The 17,749-nt window shown below is 41.2% G+C and carries 13 protein-coding genes; 3 read left to right on the top strand and 10 right to left on the bottom strand.

The features are described 5' to 3' along the window. The first annotated feature begins 10 nt into the window (after positions 1-10). Entirely contained in the window at positions 11-736 is a 726-nt protein-coding gene (locus BLR60_RS19170) for a LytR/AlgR family response regulator transcription factor (protein WP_090502779.1), read from the top strand. On the opposite strand, the gene BLR60_RS24930 is transcribed toward BLR60_RS19170, so the two are convergent. Further along, positions 733-870 (bottom strand): hypothetical protein, encoded by a 138-nt coding sequence (locus BLR60_RS24930; protein ID WP_167354781.1) that lies wholly within the window; start codon positions 868-870, stop codon positions 733-735. The two genes, BLR60_RS19170 and BLR60_RS24930, sit on opposite strands and share 4 nt — an antisense overlap. Before the next feature lie 12 nt (positions 871-882). On the opposite strand from BLR60_RS24930, the gene BLR60_RS19165 reads away from it, so the two are divergent. Next, positions 883-2,022: a sensor histidine kinase gene (locus tag BLR60_RS19165; RefSeq protein WP_090502777.1), complete on the top strand. Its 1,140-nt coding sequence runs from the start codon at positions 883-885 to the stop codon at positions 2,020-2,022. Between the two features lie 1,232 nt (positions 2,023-3,254). Further along, positions 3,255-3,380 carry a hypothetical protein gene (locus tag BLR60_RS25345; protein ID WP_262502328.1) on the top strand — a complete coding sequence of 42 codons (126 nt, stop codon included), beginning with the start codon at positions 3,255-3,257 and terminating at the stop codon, positions 3,378-3,380. A gap of 23 nt (positions 3,381-3,403) precedes the next feature. On the opposite strand, the gene BLR60_RS19160 is transcribed toward BLR60_RS25345, so the two are convergent. The 9 genes from BLR60_RS19160 to BLR60_RS19120 form a co-directional block, all read right to left on the bottom strand. Continuing rightward, positions 3,404-3,727 (bottom strand): aldo/keto reductase, encoded by a 324-nt coding sequence (locus tag BLR60_RS19160; RefSeq protein ID WP_208600680.1) that lies wholly within the window; start codon positions 3,725-3,727, stop codon positions 3,404-3,406. Positions 3,728-3,970: 243 nt separating this feature from the next. Next, positions 3,971-5,491, bottom strand: coding sequence for a glycoside hydrolase family 32 protein (locus BLR60_RS19155; protein ID WP_208600679.1), 1,521 nt, complete (start codon positions 5,489-5,491; stop codon positions 3,971-3,973). Positions 5,492-5,527: 36 nt separating this feature from the next. Then, positions 5,528-7,486: a glycoside hydrolase family 32 protein gene (locus tag BLR60_RS19150; protein WP_090502775.1), complete on the bottom strand. Its 1,959-nt coding sequence runs from the start codon at positions 7,484-7,486 to the stop codon at positions 5,528-5,530. An 11-nt stretch (positions 7,487-7,497) separates the two neighbouring features. Next, positions 7,498-9,051: a glycoside hydrolase family 32 protein gene (locus tag BLR60_RS19145; protein WP_208600678.1), complete on the bottom strand. Its 1,554-nt coding sequence runs from the start codon at positions 9,049-9,051 to the stop codon at positions 7,498-7,500. 31 nt (positions 9,052-9,082) lie between these two features. Next, the gene (locus BLR60_RS19140; RefSeq protein WP_090502772.1) at positions 9,083-10,462 is read right to left on the bottom strand and encodes a DUF4960 domain-containing protein; all 1,380 of its coding nucleotides are present in this window, start codon (positions 10,460-10,462) and stop codon (positions 9,083-9,085) included. A gap of 18 nt (positions 10,463-10,480) precedes the next feature. Beyond that, entirely contained in the window at positions 10,481-12,178 is a 1,698-nt protein-coding gene (locus tag BLR60_RS19135; RefSeq protein ID WP_090502770.1) for a RagB/SusD family nutrient uptake outer membrane protein, read from the bottom strand. A gap of 15 nt (positions 12,179-12,193) precedes the next feature. Then, complete coding sequence (locus tag BLR60_RS19130) at positions 12,194-15,265, bottom strand: SusC/RagA family TonB-linked outer membrane protein (RefSeq protein WP_090502768.1); 3,072 nt, start codon at positions 15,263-15,265, stop codon at positions 12,194-12,196. A gap of 77 nt (positions 15,266-15,342) precedes the next feature. Then, positions 15,343-16,293 (bottom strand): carbohydrate kinase family protein, encoded by a 951-nt coding sequence (locus BLR60_RS19125; protein WP_167354780.1) that lies wholly within the window; start codon positions 16,291-16,293, stop codon positions 15,343-15,345. A gap of 16 nt (positions 16,294-16,309) precedes the next feature. Beyond that, positions 16,310-17,644 carry a sugar porter family MFS transporter gene (locus tag BLR60_RS19120; RefSeq protein ID WP_090502764.1) on the bottom strand — a complete coding sequence of 445 codons (1,335 nt, stop codon included), beginning with the start codon at positions 17,642-17,644 and terminating at the stop codon, positions 16,310-16,312. Positions 17,645-17,749 lie beyond the last annotated feature (105 nt).

The raw sequence follows: 17,749 nt of genomic DNA, 5'->3' as shown, positions 1-17,749 counted from the left end.
ATCCAGTGATATGAAATTGACGAGTGTGGTAATTGATGATGAACCTCATGCTGCGGAAGAATTGGAATTATTAATAGGCCGCACTCCCGGAATAGAAAACAAAAAAACTTTTCATGATGTATCCGCTGCTATTGAGTTCCTGGATGATTTTGGAAAAGTTGATATTATATTTTGCGATATCAGCATGCCGGAGATCAATGGACTGGATGCAGGTAAAATATTGAGCGGCAAATGCATGTTTTTGATTTACGTAACGGCTTACCGGGAATATGCACTTGAAGCATTTGGAGTAAATGCTGCCGGCTATCTGATGAAGCCTTTAAGCCATGCAACACTGATAGAAAAGATTGATGACCTTCGCAAAAGAACAAGCCAGAAATCTTTGCCTGAAATCGAGGATGGATATATTTTGGCTAAAGGTTCCAACAAAAATAGCTTTAACAAGATTGAGATTAGTCAGATTGTTTATATTGAGGCATTGCTGAATTATATTAAGATTTATACGACTAAAGAATTTTTTATTACCTATGTAGGATTGAAAGATGTAGAGGAGATATTGGGTCAGAAACAGGGTTTTATCAGAATATCCCGCTCGGTGATCATTTCCATGCGTTACCTGGAAAAAGTGGAAGGAAATGTATTGAAGCTTCACGACGCACCTAATTTTACTGTTGGGGAAACGTTCAGGAGTGACTTTTATGCCCTCCTGAAACGTCATTCAATTAATCCTGGTTAAATCCAGATATCTGTTACCGTTACACTTGTTAATGTATTTGTTGTCGGATCTGTTTCTTTAGATTTAACTTTGCTGTTGGAGCTGAAAAAGAATACTGTTCTTTTTTTTAGTTTGGTAATTTTCTGTGTATTCATAATTTTTTTGAGATGAATACCAATGATATTTCAGATTACCGCTCCTTGCAGATTTATTATAGCAACAGACCCATTTATTATATGAAAATTAGACCCGAAGACAAAAAGATTATAAATACGCATCTCATCTGTTGGGGGGTATATATTTTGTATGAGGTGATACTATCTGCTTTAATGAAAGGCCAGTTCAGTAGCATCTATTATTATATTTTATTTTATGCATTAAACATCTCTTTGTTTTATACACATGCAATTTTCGTAATGCCTAACTTCCTTCCAAACGTAAGGCGGATATGGTATTTCGTTTTATTGCTACTTCTCGAGATTGGAATTTATTTCCTGCTGACGATTCTTTTTAGTCATATCCTGAACTTCCTTCGCGGACAACGACATCCGGCCCAGCTAAGCTGGCTATATTATGTAGGTTCTTTTTACAGGGCAACGCTATTTATTATTTTTGGCAGCGGATACTATTTCCTGTTAACATTTCTTAAAGGAAAAAATGATGAAATGAGGAAGGCAGTAGAAATTGAGCGGCTGCAAGTTAGGCTAGTTACCTTAGAGCGGGATTTTCTCCGTTCACAGATTAATCCGCATTTATTTTTCAATACCCTTAATTTTGTGAAGTATGCAGCGCGGAAGGATGCGACACTTGCCGAAGAGGCTATTTTACGTTTATCTGAAATTATGAGTTTTGCTTTGAATAAGAATATGGATGCGCATGGTTTACTTTTAGCAGAAACCAAGCAAGCTGAAAATATCATCCGACTGAACCAGATGCGTTTTGCTGATAAGCTAAAAATAAATTTTAAAATTTCGGATTTTGATACACAAACCAGAACATTGCCCCTAATCCTGCTGACCTTGGTTGAAAATGTATTTAAACATGGTGATCTTAGCGCAGAGGGTAATGAAGCTACAATAGCGGTAAGTGTTGAAAACGGAATGGTGTGCTACAGTACCAGAAACTTAATTGCGGGGCGTTCTGCATCTATTGTGAGTACAAAAAAGGGATTGGAAAATATTTCTTCGAGATTGGAGAGTATTTTTCCTAAGTCGCACATTTATTACGCAAAAACCGTTGAAGACAGGTGGTTTGAAGTTTTTGTTTCCTTTCCTGTAGTTTCTGAAAGCAATCTGGTCAGGGTGTAGGGTTAAATTTTACTTATCTACTTTGCTATGTATTGAATCAGGTGGATAACTTTTATCAAATTACAAAATCTTGAAAACGAATAATCAATCTTCAATCGACTTAAAGGCATTTTAATCCGGCATTGAAGAGTTCCTTTTAGCGAAGAATCCATTAAGACCTGACAATCTTTTCAAGATCAAATTGTTCAAGAATATTGAGATATTCCAGATATATCAATATATTTTGGAAAAACCAATTTGTTTTACCTATCCTGCCACTTTTATAGTTTGTTTTTGTAATTTGCTGTAATTAAAAGCGGAATATTCGATACACAAATCGGGTATTCCGCTTTTCTTTTTTTTGTGTTAATAATCTGAAAATAAGCAAAACAAAAAAACAGAATTTATTTCCTTGGCTCGACATTCGTCCGTTTTCTTGTCGCACGTAATCCCTGAGGGAAACAGCATATGTTGTTGCAGTTGTCGCTTCGTATGATAGTCTCCAGAATGCTACTTTAAAGGCAATTCAGCGGCGAATTTGATGGCCAGGTGGACGCATTTTTCGAGGTTCGACACTTGTGAAGTCAATTTCATCAAATCTTGCTCAATGTTGTCCCTTTCTTCGTCATACTTCACTTTATACTTCTTACACAACTCGCTTTCGATCTCCTCTTCAATATACCGCTGTTCTAAACGACTAACTTTGCCAATGATTTCTCTATGTAATTTTTAATAGTTACCACCAGTCTCGAAATTTAGTTGGAGTTCTTTTGCCATAAGCCATTCGTATATAAACCCTACTTTCGGTTATACCGCCCGGCTGGGCTGGTTGAAATATAAGTTCATCAGTTCAGCTTCATTGACATGACGAAACACAGCCTCGAGAAAATCAAGGTTGAGATCGTCATATTTAAGAGAAACTCCAGATGCGTGAACATCGAATCTGTATCAGGAGCATATTTATAACCCAGACTGAAGCCGAGGGAAATACACTGTCAAAAACTCAAAAAACTTTAGATTTATTATTAGAAATACCTATTAAAATTAGTGTTTTTAGACAATGTTAAAGACAACCATATACCAGGTTTACATCATGATTTTGCCTGGAGGCTTCATCACAGTACGTAATCCCCCCTATTCGGGTGGTAGGCTTATTAACAATTTTTCAATTTTTGCAATCGTCTGGCGCCAACCTGAACTACTTTTAGAATGCCGATCTTGAGCTGTGACAAATCCAAAAGCAGAATATGAAAATGGATAATCAGAAAGTGGAATACTTGTCACGTTTTGGACTTATCCAGGCTGTGGATATCATTAGCTTTTCTAACTATTCTGGTTCTCAATCATCCAACCTGGATATTGACTGGTTAATGCGCTAATTATCTGTATTTTTAATATATCTTCAGCACTTAGGGTCAGGGTGGTTGAATGAACATTCACTTGCAGTTGTTCTACACTCCTGGCACCCAATAAGGGTACTGGTTACACCAGGCTGTTGCCTAACCCAGGCCAGGGCAACCTGCGCTACGGTTGCTTCGCAGGCCTCACCGATCGTTTTCATCACATCAACAAGGTCATAAGCTTTATCCTTATCAATTGGGGGAAAATCAAAAGTGGCGCGCCTTGAGTTGTTGTCTTTTGTCCCATCGCAGGTATACTTGCCTGATAAAAAACCTCCGGCGAGCGGGCTCCATGGAAAAATAGCAAGGTTATGATCTTTTGCCATGGGTACAATTTCATGCTCAATATCACGGGTAACTGCAGTTTTTCATAAAAGGCTGATTAATTAAAGGAATTAAACCCAGGCTTAATTCCTTTAAGCTAAAGATATGAGTATTGCAGTGCTAGCCTGAATAACTAAAATAGCAACACTAAGAACAGGCACTATTTTAGTTGATTTACTAAGCTTTTATTAATAAAATCCCTGTGAAGAAAAATCAAATTCACACAGGCTCCTATACTATTTTAATTACTTCTTATCAATCTTTGACAGCGATAGACTGGTTAACTTATTAACGGCTTTGCTTTGAATTTTGATCGTGTTAATAGCGCTATCCGGAAAGAAGATATCTGTCATCACGGTTAATCCGTTGTCGGCAAAAAGTTCAATGGATGCTACATCCAGAATTAAGCTGATATGGATTTCCTTATTGGCCAGTAACCTGGGTGCAATATGTTTTTTGGCAAATCCTTTTTCAAATGATGTTTCACCAGATAGTGTCCGGTCGATAAAGTAACTGTTGTTCTTTTTATCGTAGCCTATAATCAGCTTTTGTCCGCTAACGTTCGATAATACAACATTAAAGTCGCTGGCATTTTCCAGGCTAATATCAAGTTTAAACTTTCCATCCAGAGGCCTGGCATATGCAGAAAGGTCAATCTCCTGATCAATAGTAACCATTCCTTTTTTATAAACAGGCTTTAACAATGGCAAAATTTCCTTTACAGGAACCGAACGAAGGTAAAGCTCGTCCCCAACATTTTCAAGTGATAATTCTCTCGGGATGGTCATAGCGCCACGCCAGGCCTTAGTCGGTACCACGTTGGCGTAGTTCCAATTATTCATCCATCCCATCAGGATTTTTCTCGTTCCTGTATTGGAGAACGTTACACCCGCATAATTGTCCGTACCATAATCCATCCATTTTTGCTTTTCAGCATCTGGTTTAAAAGTTTTTCCGTCAAAATTACCGGTGAAATACTGTGTGGCTGAACCACCATTAGGCCCGCCCGGGTTGATACTTACTAAAAGAACCCAATGTGTTTTACCATTAAATTCAAGTGGAAATAAGTCCGGACATTCCCACACGCCACCGTGGGCACCCAGCTTTTCGCCAAACTCACTTTCCTTGGTCCATTTCTTTAAATTGGGAGAGGAATAAAATGTGATACGGTCTTTTGTGGCTAAGGTCATGATCCATTTCCCGGTAGCGGCATGCCACATCACCTTCGGATCCCTGAAATCCCAGATGCCCGGATTTGGAAGTACCGGATTGCCTTTATACTTCGTCCAGGTTTTGCCTTCATCAAGACTATAAGCGAGACTTTGATATTGGTGAAGTCCTGTCTTCTGATCTTCAATTTTCTTATTGTGATGCGTAAATATCGCCACCATGGCATTTTTTCCAAAACCTGCAGTATTATCTTTGTCTATTACTGCACTTCCGGAGAATATTGTGCCCAGGCTATCCGGATACAGGGCGATTGGTTGCTCCTCCCAGTGGATCATATCCTTACTGGTTGCATGCGCCCAGTGCATAGGACCCCAAATAGTGGAATCGGGATTGTACTGAAAAAACAAATGGTATTTTCCATTTAAATAGACCATTCCATTTGGATCGTTCATCCAATGGGCTTTAGGTGTAAAATGGTATTCTGGGCGATAGGGTTCGGTATCTGCACTTTTTTGATGCACCATCCTCGTCGATGTGCAACCATAAAAAAAAGATGCAATGAGTAAACCAAAGTATAAATTTCTTTTTATTTCCATTTCTGTAAGTTTAGAATATAATTAAATTATTAGTGCTTACCATATGCTTTTGAGTTTCCAAGCCTGGATATTTAATGTTGTATTACCACCCTCCGAAAAAGTTTCCAGACCAAGTTGAGTGTCAGCAGCAAATGTTGTGGCACTTACCACTTTTTCTCCGCCATTTGCGAATATTTCAATTGAGGAACGATCAATAAAGATATGTAAACGAAGTTTTTCATTATCCAAAGCTAAAGGTACGGCATACTTTTTTGCAAACGATTTTGTAAAAGCCGTATCGGTAGTGAAATTGGTACAGTTGCGCCGGTCTAAGGTAAGTTCACCAAGCTGCGGATCATACCTGAGTTCTAATTTTCTCCCTTCACCAACGAATAGGTTCAATCCAAATGCCTTAGCGGTACCAGCGGTGAACGTGGCATCAAGTTCATAAGAGTTTACCTCAGGCTTAAAGTTTTTTATGGCCTGCAAACCTTGCAGCTGTAACTGTTGACGAATGCCGCTGTCGCGAAGCTGAGTAAGCTGCGGTATCGGCTGCTGAAAAACCCTAAATCCGGATGGCGATTCTCTCAAAGTCATCACCCTTGGAATAGATTGAAACCCCTTTCCCCATTTGGATGGTGCCTTGCCTGCATAATCCCAGTTTCCCATCCAGCCTATCGCATGAACGGTGTCGGCCAGGCCATTTTTGTTGTCATAATCTCTCCAGGTTCTGGTAGCATAATAATCAGGTCCATAATCCAGCCATAAAGCATGTTCAAGATGTTGATTGCTTAATTGGTCAGAAAAAGTAACATGATCAATTGCGATGAACCCGGTAGTGGTATCTTTGCTCAAGTCTACTAGCTCCAGCTGTGCTTTTTTACCCATCCAGGGGCGTACATCCCATCCGTTCCATTTAAATACCTTAGTATTATCACCACTAGTTGTCCTCACTACCTTACCATCTACCAAAAGGTTCACACAGGTACTATCCTGATGATTTCCGCCCATGATCAAAAAATTGATGGCTTTAGTGCTGATGGTGAAAGCCTGAGATTTTGACCGGAAAACTGATGAACTAACGTTTGCAGTACTGAGATAATGTTTACCTAAATAATCAGTGGCGCCAGATGCTTTGTTGTCATTATCTTCCAAAAACTTCGGCCATTTTGAATTTTCACCTTCAAAATCCTCAAAAATAGTTCCTTTAACACCTTGTCCAAAACTCAGGTAATCCGCGATCTTTTTATCTGTTACAAAAGTTTTTCCATTAAAATCGCCCACAAAATACTGTACCCTATTCGGACCTCGTCCGATGATGAGCACCCATTTCTTTTTTTTACTTCCTTCAACCGGAAGTTCGAAAAGATCAGGACATTCCCAGAATGAGTTTTTGGCACCCAAACCTTCAAATTTGCTGCAAAAAATCCAGTTTTTAAGGTCTTTGGACTGATAGATATGAATTTGCTGAACATCAGGTCTGGAAACAACCATCTTCCAGCTTTTATCCTGTTCATACCAGAAAACCTGTGGATCCCTGAAAAACACTTTATTGATATCCAAAATTGGATTCTTTTGGTAATACTCGAAACTTTGCCCCTCATTATTGCTAATGGAAATGGCTTGTGTTTCAGGAAGTGAATCACCGGGAAGGTGTTTGGTATAGAAAGCGACCATACTATTCTTTCCAAATCCTCCGGTGTTCATTTTGTCTACAACCACCGACCCGCTGAAGTAAGAAAATCCCATTCCCTCTTTCATAGGTCTTGGCATTTCCTGCCAGTGAACCAGATCCTTAGAAACCGCATGGCCCCACCAAAAAAGATGGTAAGTATTATGATAATGAACCAATCCGTCAGGGTCGCCCATCCATCCTTTTGCCGGACTGAAATGATACATAGGCCGGTATTCCTGTGTTTTTCTATCGATTTCCTGGCCGTGTACATAACTGTTTACCAATAAAAGCAGTGCGAGTATACACTTCAAATCAAAACGATAAGGAGGTTTATTATTCATTATCCTGACGATTAATGGGTTGATACTTTCAGATTAGTAACTTTTAATTCTAAACCATTCGCAGTCAGCGACCATGATGTTCCTTTTGCACTGTAACTTCTGTTTGTTAATGCCACCTGATCGTTAAGATAGAGTACGATGATCGATCCATCCACGATAATACTAAAGTCGTATGTTTTTCCCTGTTCGAAAACAAATGGAACACGGGTAACCTCCTGGCCATTGTTGTAGCCTGCAATACGTTTTGATGCCGGTTCGAACCTGATCTGATAAGATCCGCTCAGGTCAGTTTTTGCATTAAAGTTTATAGAGGCTGTTCCGTTAAGATTGCTTAAAGCTAGTTTTCCTTTAATCATAGTTGTTCCGTTAAGGGCTGCAAACCTATATCCTGAAGCTGAAGAGCTTCCGGTTAGGGTATAGTTACCAGCCGATCCGCTAACGGTGCCGGTTTGAGCGCTAACGATAGCATCGGCATCTTTACTGAAATAACTTTTCACGCTACTTGGAGCTTTTACCGCAAGTTTATCATTGCCCAGCTTAGTAATTTGCTGGCTGATGAGGTTTCCTCCCCACGTACGAACACCATTATCGTTTTCCGGATTGCGGCGGTGTGCCCAGCCGAAAGCATAACGTTCAGTACCGTTGCTTGCCGTTTTACCGGCATAAAACTGATGCCCGTCAAACATATCCATTCCGTCTGCTGGTTTGAACCATGGCCCTGCTGAAGAGGATGCAACCCTGTAATGGGTTCCCGGGCTTGTGCTCCAATCTTCTGCAAAAAGCATAAAATATTTGTCATCAATTTTGAAAACATCCGCACATTCGAGCATCAGGTAATCGCCTTCAACAGAAAGAGGTCCTCTTAACTGCCAGTTATCAGTTGCCGGATCGGTGCTGGTGTAAACCAGAATCACACCCTTTCCGTCTTTCTGAGCACTCACCATCATCCAATAGGTGGAAAACTCGGTATTATAGAATACATAAGGATCCCTAAAGTCTGTTGTTGCATAACCGTCTGGCGCTTTCAGCGCAAAACCAGCCTTCTTTGTCCAGCCTGTAGTTGTGCTGCTGGTGGCATACATAATCGCTTCGCGGGTGTTGGCTGAAACCAATGCGCTGTTGGTATTCTGCAACCAGCTGTTGTTTGCATTATAACCTGTATAGTAAAAGTAATTTGTATTTCCAGCCTTTACCATAGACCCGGTGCCAATGAGGTTATCTTGGGTAGATTTATTGCCATAAGGAATCATCTCGCCATCATAGCTGAAGTCTAACAGGTTTTTAGAACTCAGCTTGTGGATAGCGTGCTGACCAGTGCTGCTTTGCTTCACCTGGTCGGGATCATCGTGCAGAAAAAACAGTTCGAACTGTCCGTTCACATAGGAAGGCATCACATCACCAACCCATCCTGTTGACTGGCCTGTAGTGGAATTCGGGCTTATTTGTGGTTTCGGGAAAATGTTAAATTTCTCTTCGCTAAAAGGCTCCGCCGGAGCGTAGGTTTTTTCTTTGGTGCAAGAGAGGAATAGCGATATCGCCATTCCTGCTAATAATATTCTTTTCAATGCCATGTTATATCACTATTTGATTGTGAATTTATTTTTTTAGATAGTCGATCGCATTTTTGGTGAGTCTGCGAATATTGGTAATAAACCTGTTGTTGGTAGATGCACCATTTTGAGGTTCAGAATACCAGTCATAAGCACCAAAAGTGATAACAACGACATTTCCAGAGCCGTTTGTCTGAGGCCATTCGGCGATGCCAACGCGGCCGTCCAGGTTATCATCCCATGCTTCAGATGCCAGGTTTATACCACCTGTCTGCTGACGCCATCCTGCACCATTCATGTAACCTCCCCAGTCTGGAAGAAACCACCATGCTGTATGGTTAAGCCTGAATGTTCCTTTTTGCAAAAGGTTGGCTTTCCCAGTTTCATAAGTCTCCAGCCCCTGAAAGAGGGGATGCGATTCCTTGCCTTTGAAAGAGATACCCCAATCGCTACCGTTTTCGATAAAACCAGCGCCAAGGGCAAAATCTCCAAAAACATTGTTTGGCCCTTTACCAGCCGGCACCACGCCTAATGCCTCTACGTACCTACCCGCCATAGAGGTTAACAGCAAAGTTCCGCCTCCATTTCTGTATGCCTTGAGCGCATTGATAACGGCTGCACTAGTTGCCTGAGCAGGGAGATCTTGTGTAGAATCGTAATGCCACCAAATCACTTTATAGTTAGACAAACGCTTACCTGTTTCCAATGCGCCGAATGAAATATAGTCTGCAGTAGGATAAGTAGCAAAAAACCAGTCACTTGCTGCTTTTTCATCCGGGTTGGTTATTGTCGATCTTGAACTTGCTGTACCTAAAAATGCGTACTCACTTACGGAATTGCTGATGAAGGTAACCTGGTAACTTGTGGTAAAATTACCTTTAGTGAACGTGTAGGTTACCGGTTGAGTGAAATCCTGTGCTGTGCCACTTAGCGGACTAACCACAACATCTGGCTCTGCTTCTATGACTGGTTTAATTCCAACTAAATCTGTTCCGTCGGGGAGAATTAACGTTGCAGTACGGTTATCGTGATTTATCGATGCCTTTAAGCTGCCCACAGAGACGCTTTTGAGTGGAGGAATAATTTTTACCGTTGTGGAATAATCTTTGAAAAGATTTCCATTTACTACCCTGAAATCCACGGCACCCGTAAAATTGATGGGCTTATCAAAATTCATGGAACTTGTTGCGCCATCTGGCATTTGCGCCTTCGGTGTCAAACTTGAAATATCTGTACCAAAAGGAACATTAACACTTATCGTACCCGTTTTTTGGTCGATAGTAGCAGCAATACCATTAATCGAATAAGACAAGAGCTGAACCTGACTGTCAAGTTTAAAATCATTGTTCTTATCCTTTTTGCAGCCCATAAATATTAAGACCGCAGCAAAAGCTAAAAATGCTTTCAATATTTGCTTTAATTTCATTTTCTAATCATTTAGAGGTTAGTAACCTGGATTTTGAACATAGTTATTTTCACTAAAGAAGATTTGATTTTGAGGAATAGGCAGGTATTCGTCTCTTCCTTTTGTAAATCTTGCAGTAGTATAAATACTTCTGGTACTTTTTTCCGAATCAAAAAAGGAGTTGATCACCTGATCGGCTACGCCCCATCGGATGAGATCAAAAAACCTTTCGCCTTCCAGCGCCATTTCTAAACGACGTTCAAATCGCAGGGCCTTTCTGGCGTTTGCCTGATCCCAAACGATGTTTGTTCCTGGAACATATTGCTGTACGTTGTATTTAGAGGTAGGCTGTCCGTTAGCCATCACCAGTTTTGCTGTACTTTTAGATGCCCGGTCTCTTATGGCATTTATAATCGGTAAAGCCTCCGTCTGCCTGCCCAGTTCTATCAGCGCCTCTGCTTTAAATAACATCACATCAGCTAACCTAATCATGATCCTGGCTTTTGTATTGCCGAAAAAGGGAGCAATATTTATAAAACAGTCACAATCTGGTGATACGTTTTCTTTCATGGAATTATAAGTTCCATACAGCGGAATATTCCTGCTCCAGCTAGCTGTAACCACTCTTGCCGGATCATATTTCCATGGAGCCCCGGGACGTGATATGGTGTGGTCTACGCGTGGATCGACTGTATTTGTAGCGAAATCGACATTTTGCTGGTTGAAAGTATCAAATAATGGTAAGCCTGTAGTTGTTGTTCTGAAAGCATTCATCAGCGTTTGTGATGGTTTTTGAAAATCGCAGCATCCAATACCTTGTGGCACCGTAAGCATATCACCAAAGTTCACCCGGCCACGTCCTGCGCCATCATTACTGGAAAACTGAACGGACATAATGGCTTCAGTACCATTTTCAAAGGTTCCAGATGTGAAATTATTTGCAAAATCTGCCTGTAGCTTGTAGGATGAGGCTAACACCTGATCAGATGCATCAATAACCTGTTGTAAACGGTTCTGGTCTATTCCTGTTACAGCGTGTGTTGCATTCTGCGTATACGCCTGGAACAAACGTGTTTTCGCCAAAAAAGCGTAAGCAGCAAATTTGTTGGCTCTTCCTATCTGTGGCTGGGTTGCCGGTAATGCCTCGGCAGCAGCTTGAAAATCGCCGGCAATCTTCTCTAAAATCTGATCCCTGCTCAATGCATTGTTCTTCACTAATTTGTAGTCATCTGAAGGTACTGTATCATCAATATATGGGATATTTTTAAACAGGTTTTCTACCATCAGGTACCAGTAACCACGTAAGAAACGAAGTTCTGCTAAACGGGTTTTAACCAAGGGATATTCAGCTTCGCTAAATTTGCTTAACACCCTGATGCCTTCATTTGCCCTCCTGATGCCTACATAAATATTAAACCAGATACCGTCATAGTTCCATTGGTCAGGTCTGGAGGCAATAAAAGTCTCCATATTATGGAAAACATCTCCATCATTGATACCGCCGCCGCCTTTATAGGCATCATCAGCGCGGATATTCCCATATTGGTACATACTAAATGCCCTGTTAATTTCATCGTTTCCTAATTGTGAATAGGCGGCGGTAACAAAGCCCTCGGCCTGTGCCGGAGTGGCCACCTGGCTTTCGTTAAGCGAACCCTTAGGCCCTACTTCAAGTGCTTTTTTGCAGCCTGTAGCTAATATTAGCGATACAGCAAGGGTGATTATATATTTTTTCATAATAAATATCAATTATTAAAATCTTACGTTAATTCCGGCTGTAACAACCAGTGGGTTAGGGTAGCCGAATCCCGGTGTCTCCGGATCCAGACCGGTGAAAGATTTCGACTTCATTAAAATGGCTAAATTATCTCCTCCGATATATACACGAAGATTCTGCATTTTTAACTTACTGATCAGCTGTTTGTTAAATGTATAGCCAATCTGTGCATTTCTCAATTTAAGATAAGAGCCGTTTTCTATAAAATAGGTTGAAAGACGGGCCTCGTTATTATCATCGGTTAACGCTACTGCAGGAATATCAGAATTTGGGTTGGAAGGTGACCATGCGTTTAACAGTCTCGCGCCTTTATTTGAAGAAGATTCAACGGCACTCCAGAAATCCGTATAAGATTTGGCATCATTTCGTACAGCTACATCACCTATACCCTGCAGAAGAAAAGAGAAATCAAAATTTTTGTAGTTGATATTTGCGTTGAACCCATAAGTATATTTAGGCAGCGGATTTCCAATCCAGGTTTGGTCATTTACATCGATAACACCGTCATGGTTTAAATCCACATAACGGATTCTGCCAAGTCCCTTGTTAGGTTGCGAAGCAGAATTATTAACTTCGGCCTGAGTCCTGAAAAGACCATCAGTGACATAACCGAAGAAAGATCCAACAGTTCTCCCCAGAATATTCTGTCCCTTGCCATCACCTCCGTAAGCGTTCACTACTGCCGGAGGCAAATAGGTAACCTTATTTCTAACCATATCGAAATTTCCGTTCACATCGATACTTAAATCATCCGTTAGGCGGCTTTTGTGGCCCAGGGATAGTTCGAATCCACGGTTTTCCATAGATGCACCGTTTACATAGGTATTACCGCCTTCTCCAAGTACACCAATGTATGGAGGAAGCAATAATATGCCAGTGGTTTTCTTAATGTAATAGCCAACACTGCCATAAAGTTTTTGTTTCCAAAGTGAAAAGTCCAGGGCAGCATTGCTCATTTCTGTTGCTTCCCAACGCAGGTTTGGATTGGCATTCTGCGACAGATAAAATCCTGAAGGAAGTACGCCGCTTTTATTTCCATTGATATCGTAAGCGGTGATATTGTAATTGGACAGGTAAATATTATAAATCGCATTGTTATTAATCTCCTGATTACCAGTTTTTCCCCATCCTGCATGAAGTTTCAGATCGTCAACAATTGAGGTATTATTCTTTACAAAAGATTCTTCGCTAATCCGCCAGGCGCCTGAAAATGCAGGGAACCAACCGTATTTGTTATTTGCACCAAACCTGGAAGAACCGTCTCTTCTGATGGTTGCAGACAGGAGGTAGCGATCCATATAAGAATAGTTTGCTCTACCAATGTAAGACATGAGCACATTTTTTGCACCACTGCCGCTGTTGTCTTTTATACCAGTACCGGCATCTAAATAAAGGTAATCAGGGTCTTCTAACACAAATCCTTCCCTCGAAGCCATAAAAGTGTTGGAGTTCTCTACATAGTGTTCAGTTCCTGCAAAGGCATTAAGGCGATGATTGCCCGACTCCAGGCTGTAATTCAAGGTATTGGTCCAGGTGGTTTTTACATTGTGTGTCTGGGTATTGATTACTTTGTTCACATCATTAACCAGGTAACCACTCTGGTATTTTTTTTGCCAGTTCCTGCTGGTGTAGTCACCGTAATCAATCCCGAAATTGGATTTGAATACCAAACCTTTTGCGATTTTAACATCTGCAAAGAAATTACCAAACAATCTCATGAAGTCATAACCATTCTGTTGATTGTCTTCCAGCACCCGGACAGGGTTCTGGCGATCGTTCATCCCGTCTACCGGACCACCCCAGCCTATGCCGTCTACGGTGTGCACAGGTATAATAGGCAATGCCTGCAGCGCAGAATTAATAATATCGGCAGCAACTTCTTTTGTTTTGGTTATACTCAGGTTCTGACCTATCGTTAATGCTCCATTGAATAACTTATAGTCTGAATTTATTCTCGCCGAAATACGGTTGAACCCGGTTGTTCTTACAATGCCTTTGTTGTCAAAGTAGCCCAGAGAAAGTAAATAATGTCCGTTTTCAGTTCCGCTTGAAACCTGGGCATCATAATTCTGAATGATACCAAGCTGGGATATTTCTTTAAACCAATCTGTATCTGAAGTGCGAAGGGTTTGTGTGGCGTTTAGAAATTCGGGTAAAAGCACTTTGTTCAATACAGGCTGATTGGTATTTGGGTCTACCTTCCAATCAAACTGATAACGCAATCCGTTCGAATTCGGGTCGAGGTTTTTGTTGACATAGGCCTGCCACAAAATTTTACCATAACCTTCTGCATTCAGCATCTCTAACTTATTTACATAGGTAGAAAGCGAAGAATATGCATTTCCGCTCAACTGTGTCTTACCTGTTTTTCCCTTTTTAGTGGTGATTACAATTACGCCGTTTCCTGCCCTGGCGCCATAAATACTGGCAGATGAAGCGTCTTTAAGGATCTGCATCGATTCGATATCAGCCTGATTGAGTTCATGCATGCCTGACTTGGTAGGTACGCCATCGATAATGTATAGGGGATCATTGTTATTTAAAGTTCCGATACCCCTGATTCGGATGGTTGCCGGAGCGCTGGGCGATCCATTCCCGGTGATGTATACCCCTGCTACCTGGCCCTGTAAGGCTTTCATCGGATTGGCTACAGATTGTTTTTTAAGTTCATCTACATCCACAATGGCCACATCGCCTGTAAGATCTTTTTTTCTTTCCGTTTGGTAGCCGGTTACCACCACATCGTTCAGGTTGGTGGCAGAGACTTCCAGTTGTGCGTCTACTACAGAGGTACTGCCAACTTTGGAATTAACCGTCTGAGCACCCATGTAAATAAATCGAAGGGTTTGTCCTGCTGCGGCCTGGATTAAAAACTTTCCCTTTTCGTCTGTTTGGGTTGATTTACCAGTTTCTACATTATAGATGGTAGCTCCCGGGACTGGTTTTGAGGATTTATCGGTAACCGTTCCGGTAATGTTTCGGATTTGTGCATATGTACTTGCTATAAAGCAAAACACAAGAACACAGCAAAGTATTAGTTTTCTCATAAAATATGGTTTATAATGGTTAGTTTTCTATATAATCAGCATTTGCCGCTTATGTAGTGTATTTATTTTATTAACCGTTAAGCAGCATGATGCGTACTATTACGGTCAGGTTTTGTAGCAAATAATTCGTTATAGAAAGCCTGGTAATCATCAAATTTGTATTCGGGGCATCCGCCCTTCTTGGTTGCAATAAAGGCCCCCATCGCAATCGCTTTTTTAAGGATCTGCAAGGGTTGCTCCTGCCGATTATGTGCAGCGATAAAAGCCGCCAAAAAAGAATCGCCACTACCAATTGTATCCTTTACCTTTACCTCATTTCCCCAAACATTATAGGCCTTATCTAGATTATAGTATGCGGCACCAAACTCGCCTTTGGTTACAATAACCTCGGGGATTTTGAACCGCTCTTGTATGAACCGTACCTGATCTGCTTCCCCTTTTAAAGAACCACCGAACATAATTTGTACAATACCCAGCTCCGCCTCATTAAACTTGACAATGTCTGCCTTCGATAATAAATGACCTAACTGAGCCTGATTGATAAAGGGCGGACGGAGATTGATGTCAAAAACCTTAATGGCGTCGTTATCCAACAGATTGTAGAGGGTATTTCTTGAGGTTTCGTTTCTGGACGCTAAACTTCCGAAAATAAAGTAACTTGACGGTTTGATGTGCTTAATGAGTTGTTGGCCTTGATCAATAAAATCCCAGGCCACCGGAAATACGATTTCATAACTGACTTCATTTCCGTTGTTCATTTTAGCCAGCACCTGGCTGGTTTCATATTGCTCATCAACTTGTAGAAGCCCGGTGTTTATTCCCCAGTTTTCCATCAGTTCAAGGAGTTTCTGTCCATTTTCATCCTTGCCAATCCGGGTGATCAGGCTTGAACCCATCCCTAACTTATTGAGGTGATAAGCAACATTTAATGGTGCTCCTCCGGGCTGCGGACCGTCTGGCAACACGTCCCACAGAATTTCTCCGTAACACGTGGCTGGAGTGGAACTGTGGCTGAGGTTATTTATCATATTATTCATATATCAATTAATGTACTAAAACAACATTTTCACCTATCTGCTCCAGAGACTTGCCCTTTGTTTCAGGCATCATTTTCCAAACGAACACCAACTGCAGGACCATCATCCCAGAGAAAAAGAAAAATATATTTGCGCCTCCAAATGCTTCTGCCAGATAGGGAAAGCAGAATGCAATCAGTGCTGCCATTACCCAGTGGGTAGAACTGCCTAGTGTTTGTCCCTTTGCCCTGACCTGATTTGGGAAGATTTCGGAAATGAATACCCAGATAACCGCACCCTGAGAAAAAGCAAAGAAAGCAATAAAGAGCATGACATAAATTGGAATTTCGAAACCGCTGGACGAACCGCCTAGAAAAGCAAATGCAACAAGTCCAAGGGATACAATAAGGCCTATGGAACCGATAAACATCAAGGTTTTCCGACCAACTTTATCGATGATATTGATAGCCAGTAGTGTAAATATAAAATTAACCATTCCAATACCGACAGTGGATAAAAGCGAAGAATGTGCACCAAGCCCTGCCATCTCAAAAATTCTTGGCGCATAATAAATGATGGCGTTTATTCCTGATACCTGGTTGAAGAAGGCAAAAAGCACGGCCAGAATAACAGGTGTTTTGTATTTTCCTGAAAAAAGCCCGTCTGAGGATTTGTTTTGCAGCATATCATGACCTGACTTCTGAATAGCGGCAAGCTCTTCATTGCAGTTTAGCGGATTGATGATGCGCAGGATTTCCAATGCCTTATCGTAAGCGCCACGTTTAAGTATAAGCCATCTTGGGCTTTCAGGAATAAAGTAGATTAGCACCAGGAATATTATGGAAGGAAATGCCTGAACACCAAGCATCCATCTCCATGATGCCTCGCCTCCCTGGCTTAGCAGATAGTTTGAAAGATAAGATATTAATATACCCAGTACAACATTGAACTGGAAAAGCCCTACAAGCCGGCCTCTTCTATGTGCCGGGGATACCTCTGAAATATAAATTGGTGCAGTTACAGATGATATACCCACGCCCAAACCGCCTAAGAAACGGAATGCTAAAAAGATATACCAGTTATCTGCAAGAGCAGTACCCAGCGAGGAGAGCAAGTATGCAGCAGCTACGAAATAAAGTGTATTTTTTCTTCCGAAATAATCAGATGGACGGGATCCGACCAGCGAGCCGATTACCGTACCGATAAGTGCAATGGATATGGTAAGCCCATGCGCAAATGCAGAAAGGTTCCAGAATTGTTGAATGGATTTCTCAGCGCCTGAAATAACAGCTGTATCGAATCCAAACAGAAAGCCGCCTAGGGCTACGACCATGGACCAAGCCAGGACGGAGTGTTTTTTCATAAGGGTTTATTTATTGGTTGAGGATTGCAAGTTGGTCAAAAACAGGAAGCGAGGTCAACAAATCTGTTCCAAAAAAATACAATCCTGACACATCACATAAAGGAT

The sequence above is a fragment of the Pedobacter terrae genome (assembly GCF_900100705.1).
Classification (GTDB): Bacteria; Bacteroidota; Bacteroidia; order Sphingobacteriales; family Sphingobacteriaceae; genus Pedobacter; species Pedobacter terrae.
Note: the sequence above shows the minus strand (reverse complement) of the source record. Positions and strands in the feature narration are given on the sequence as shown.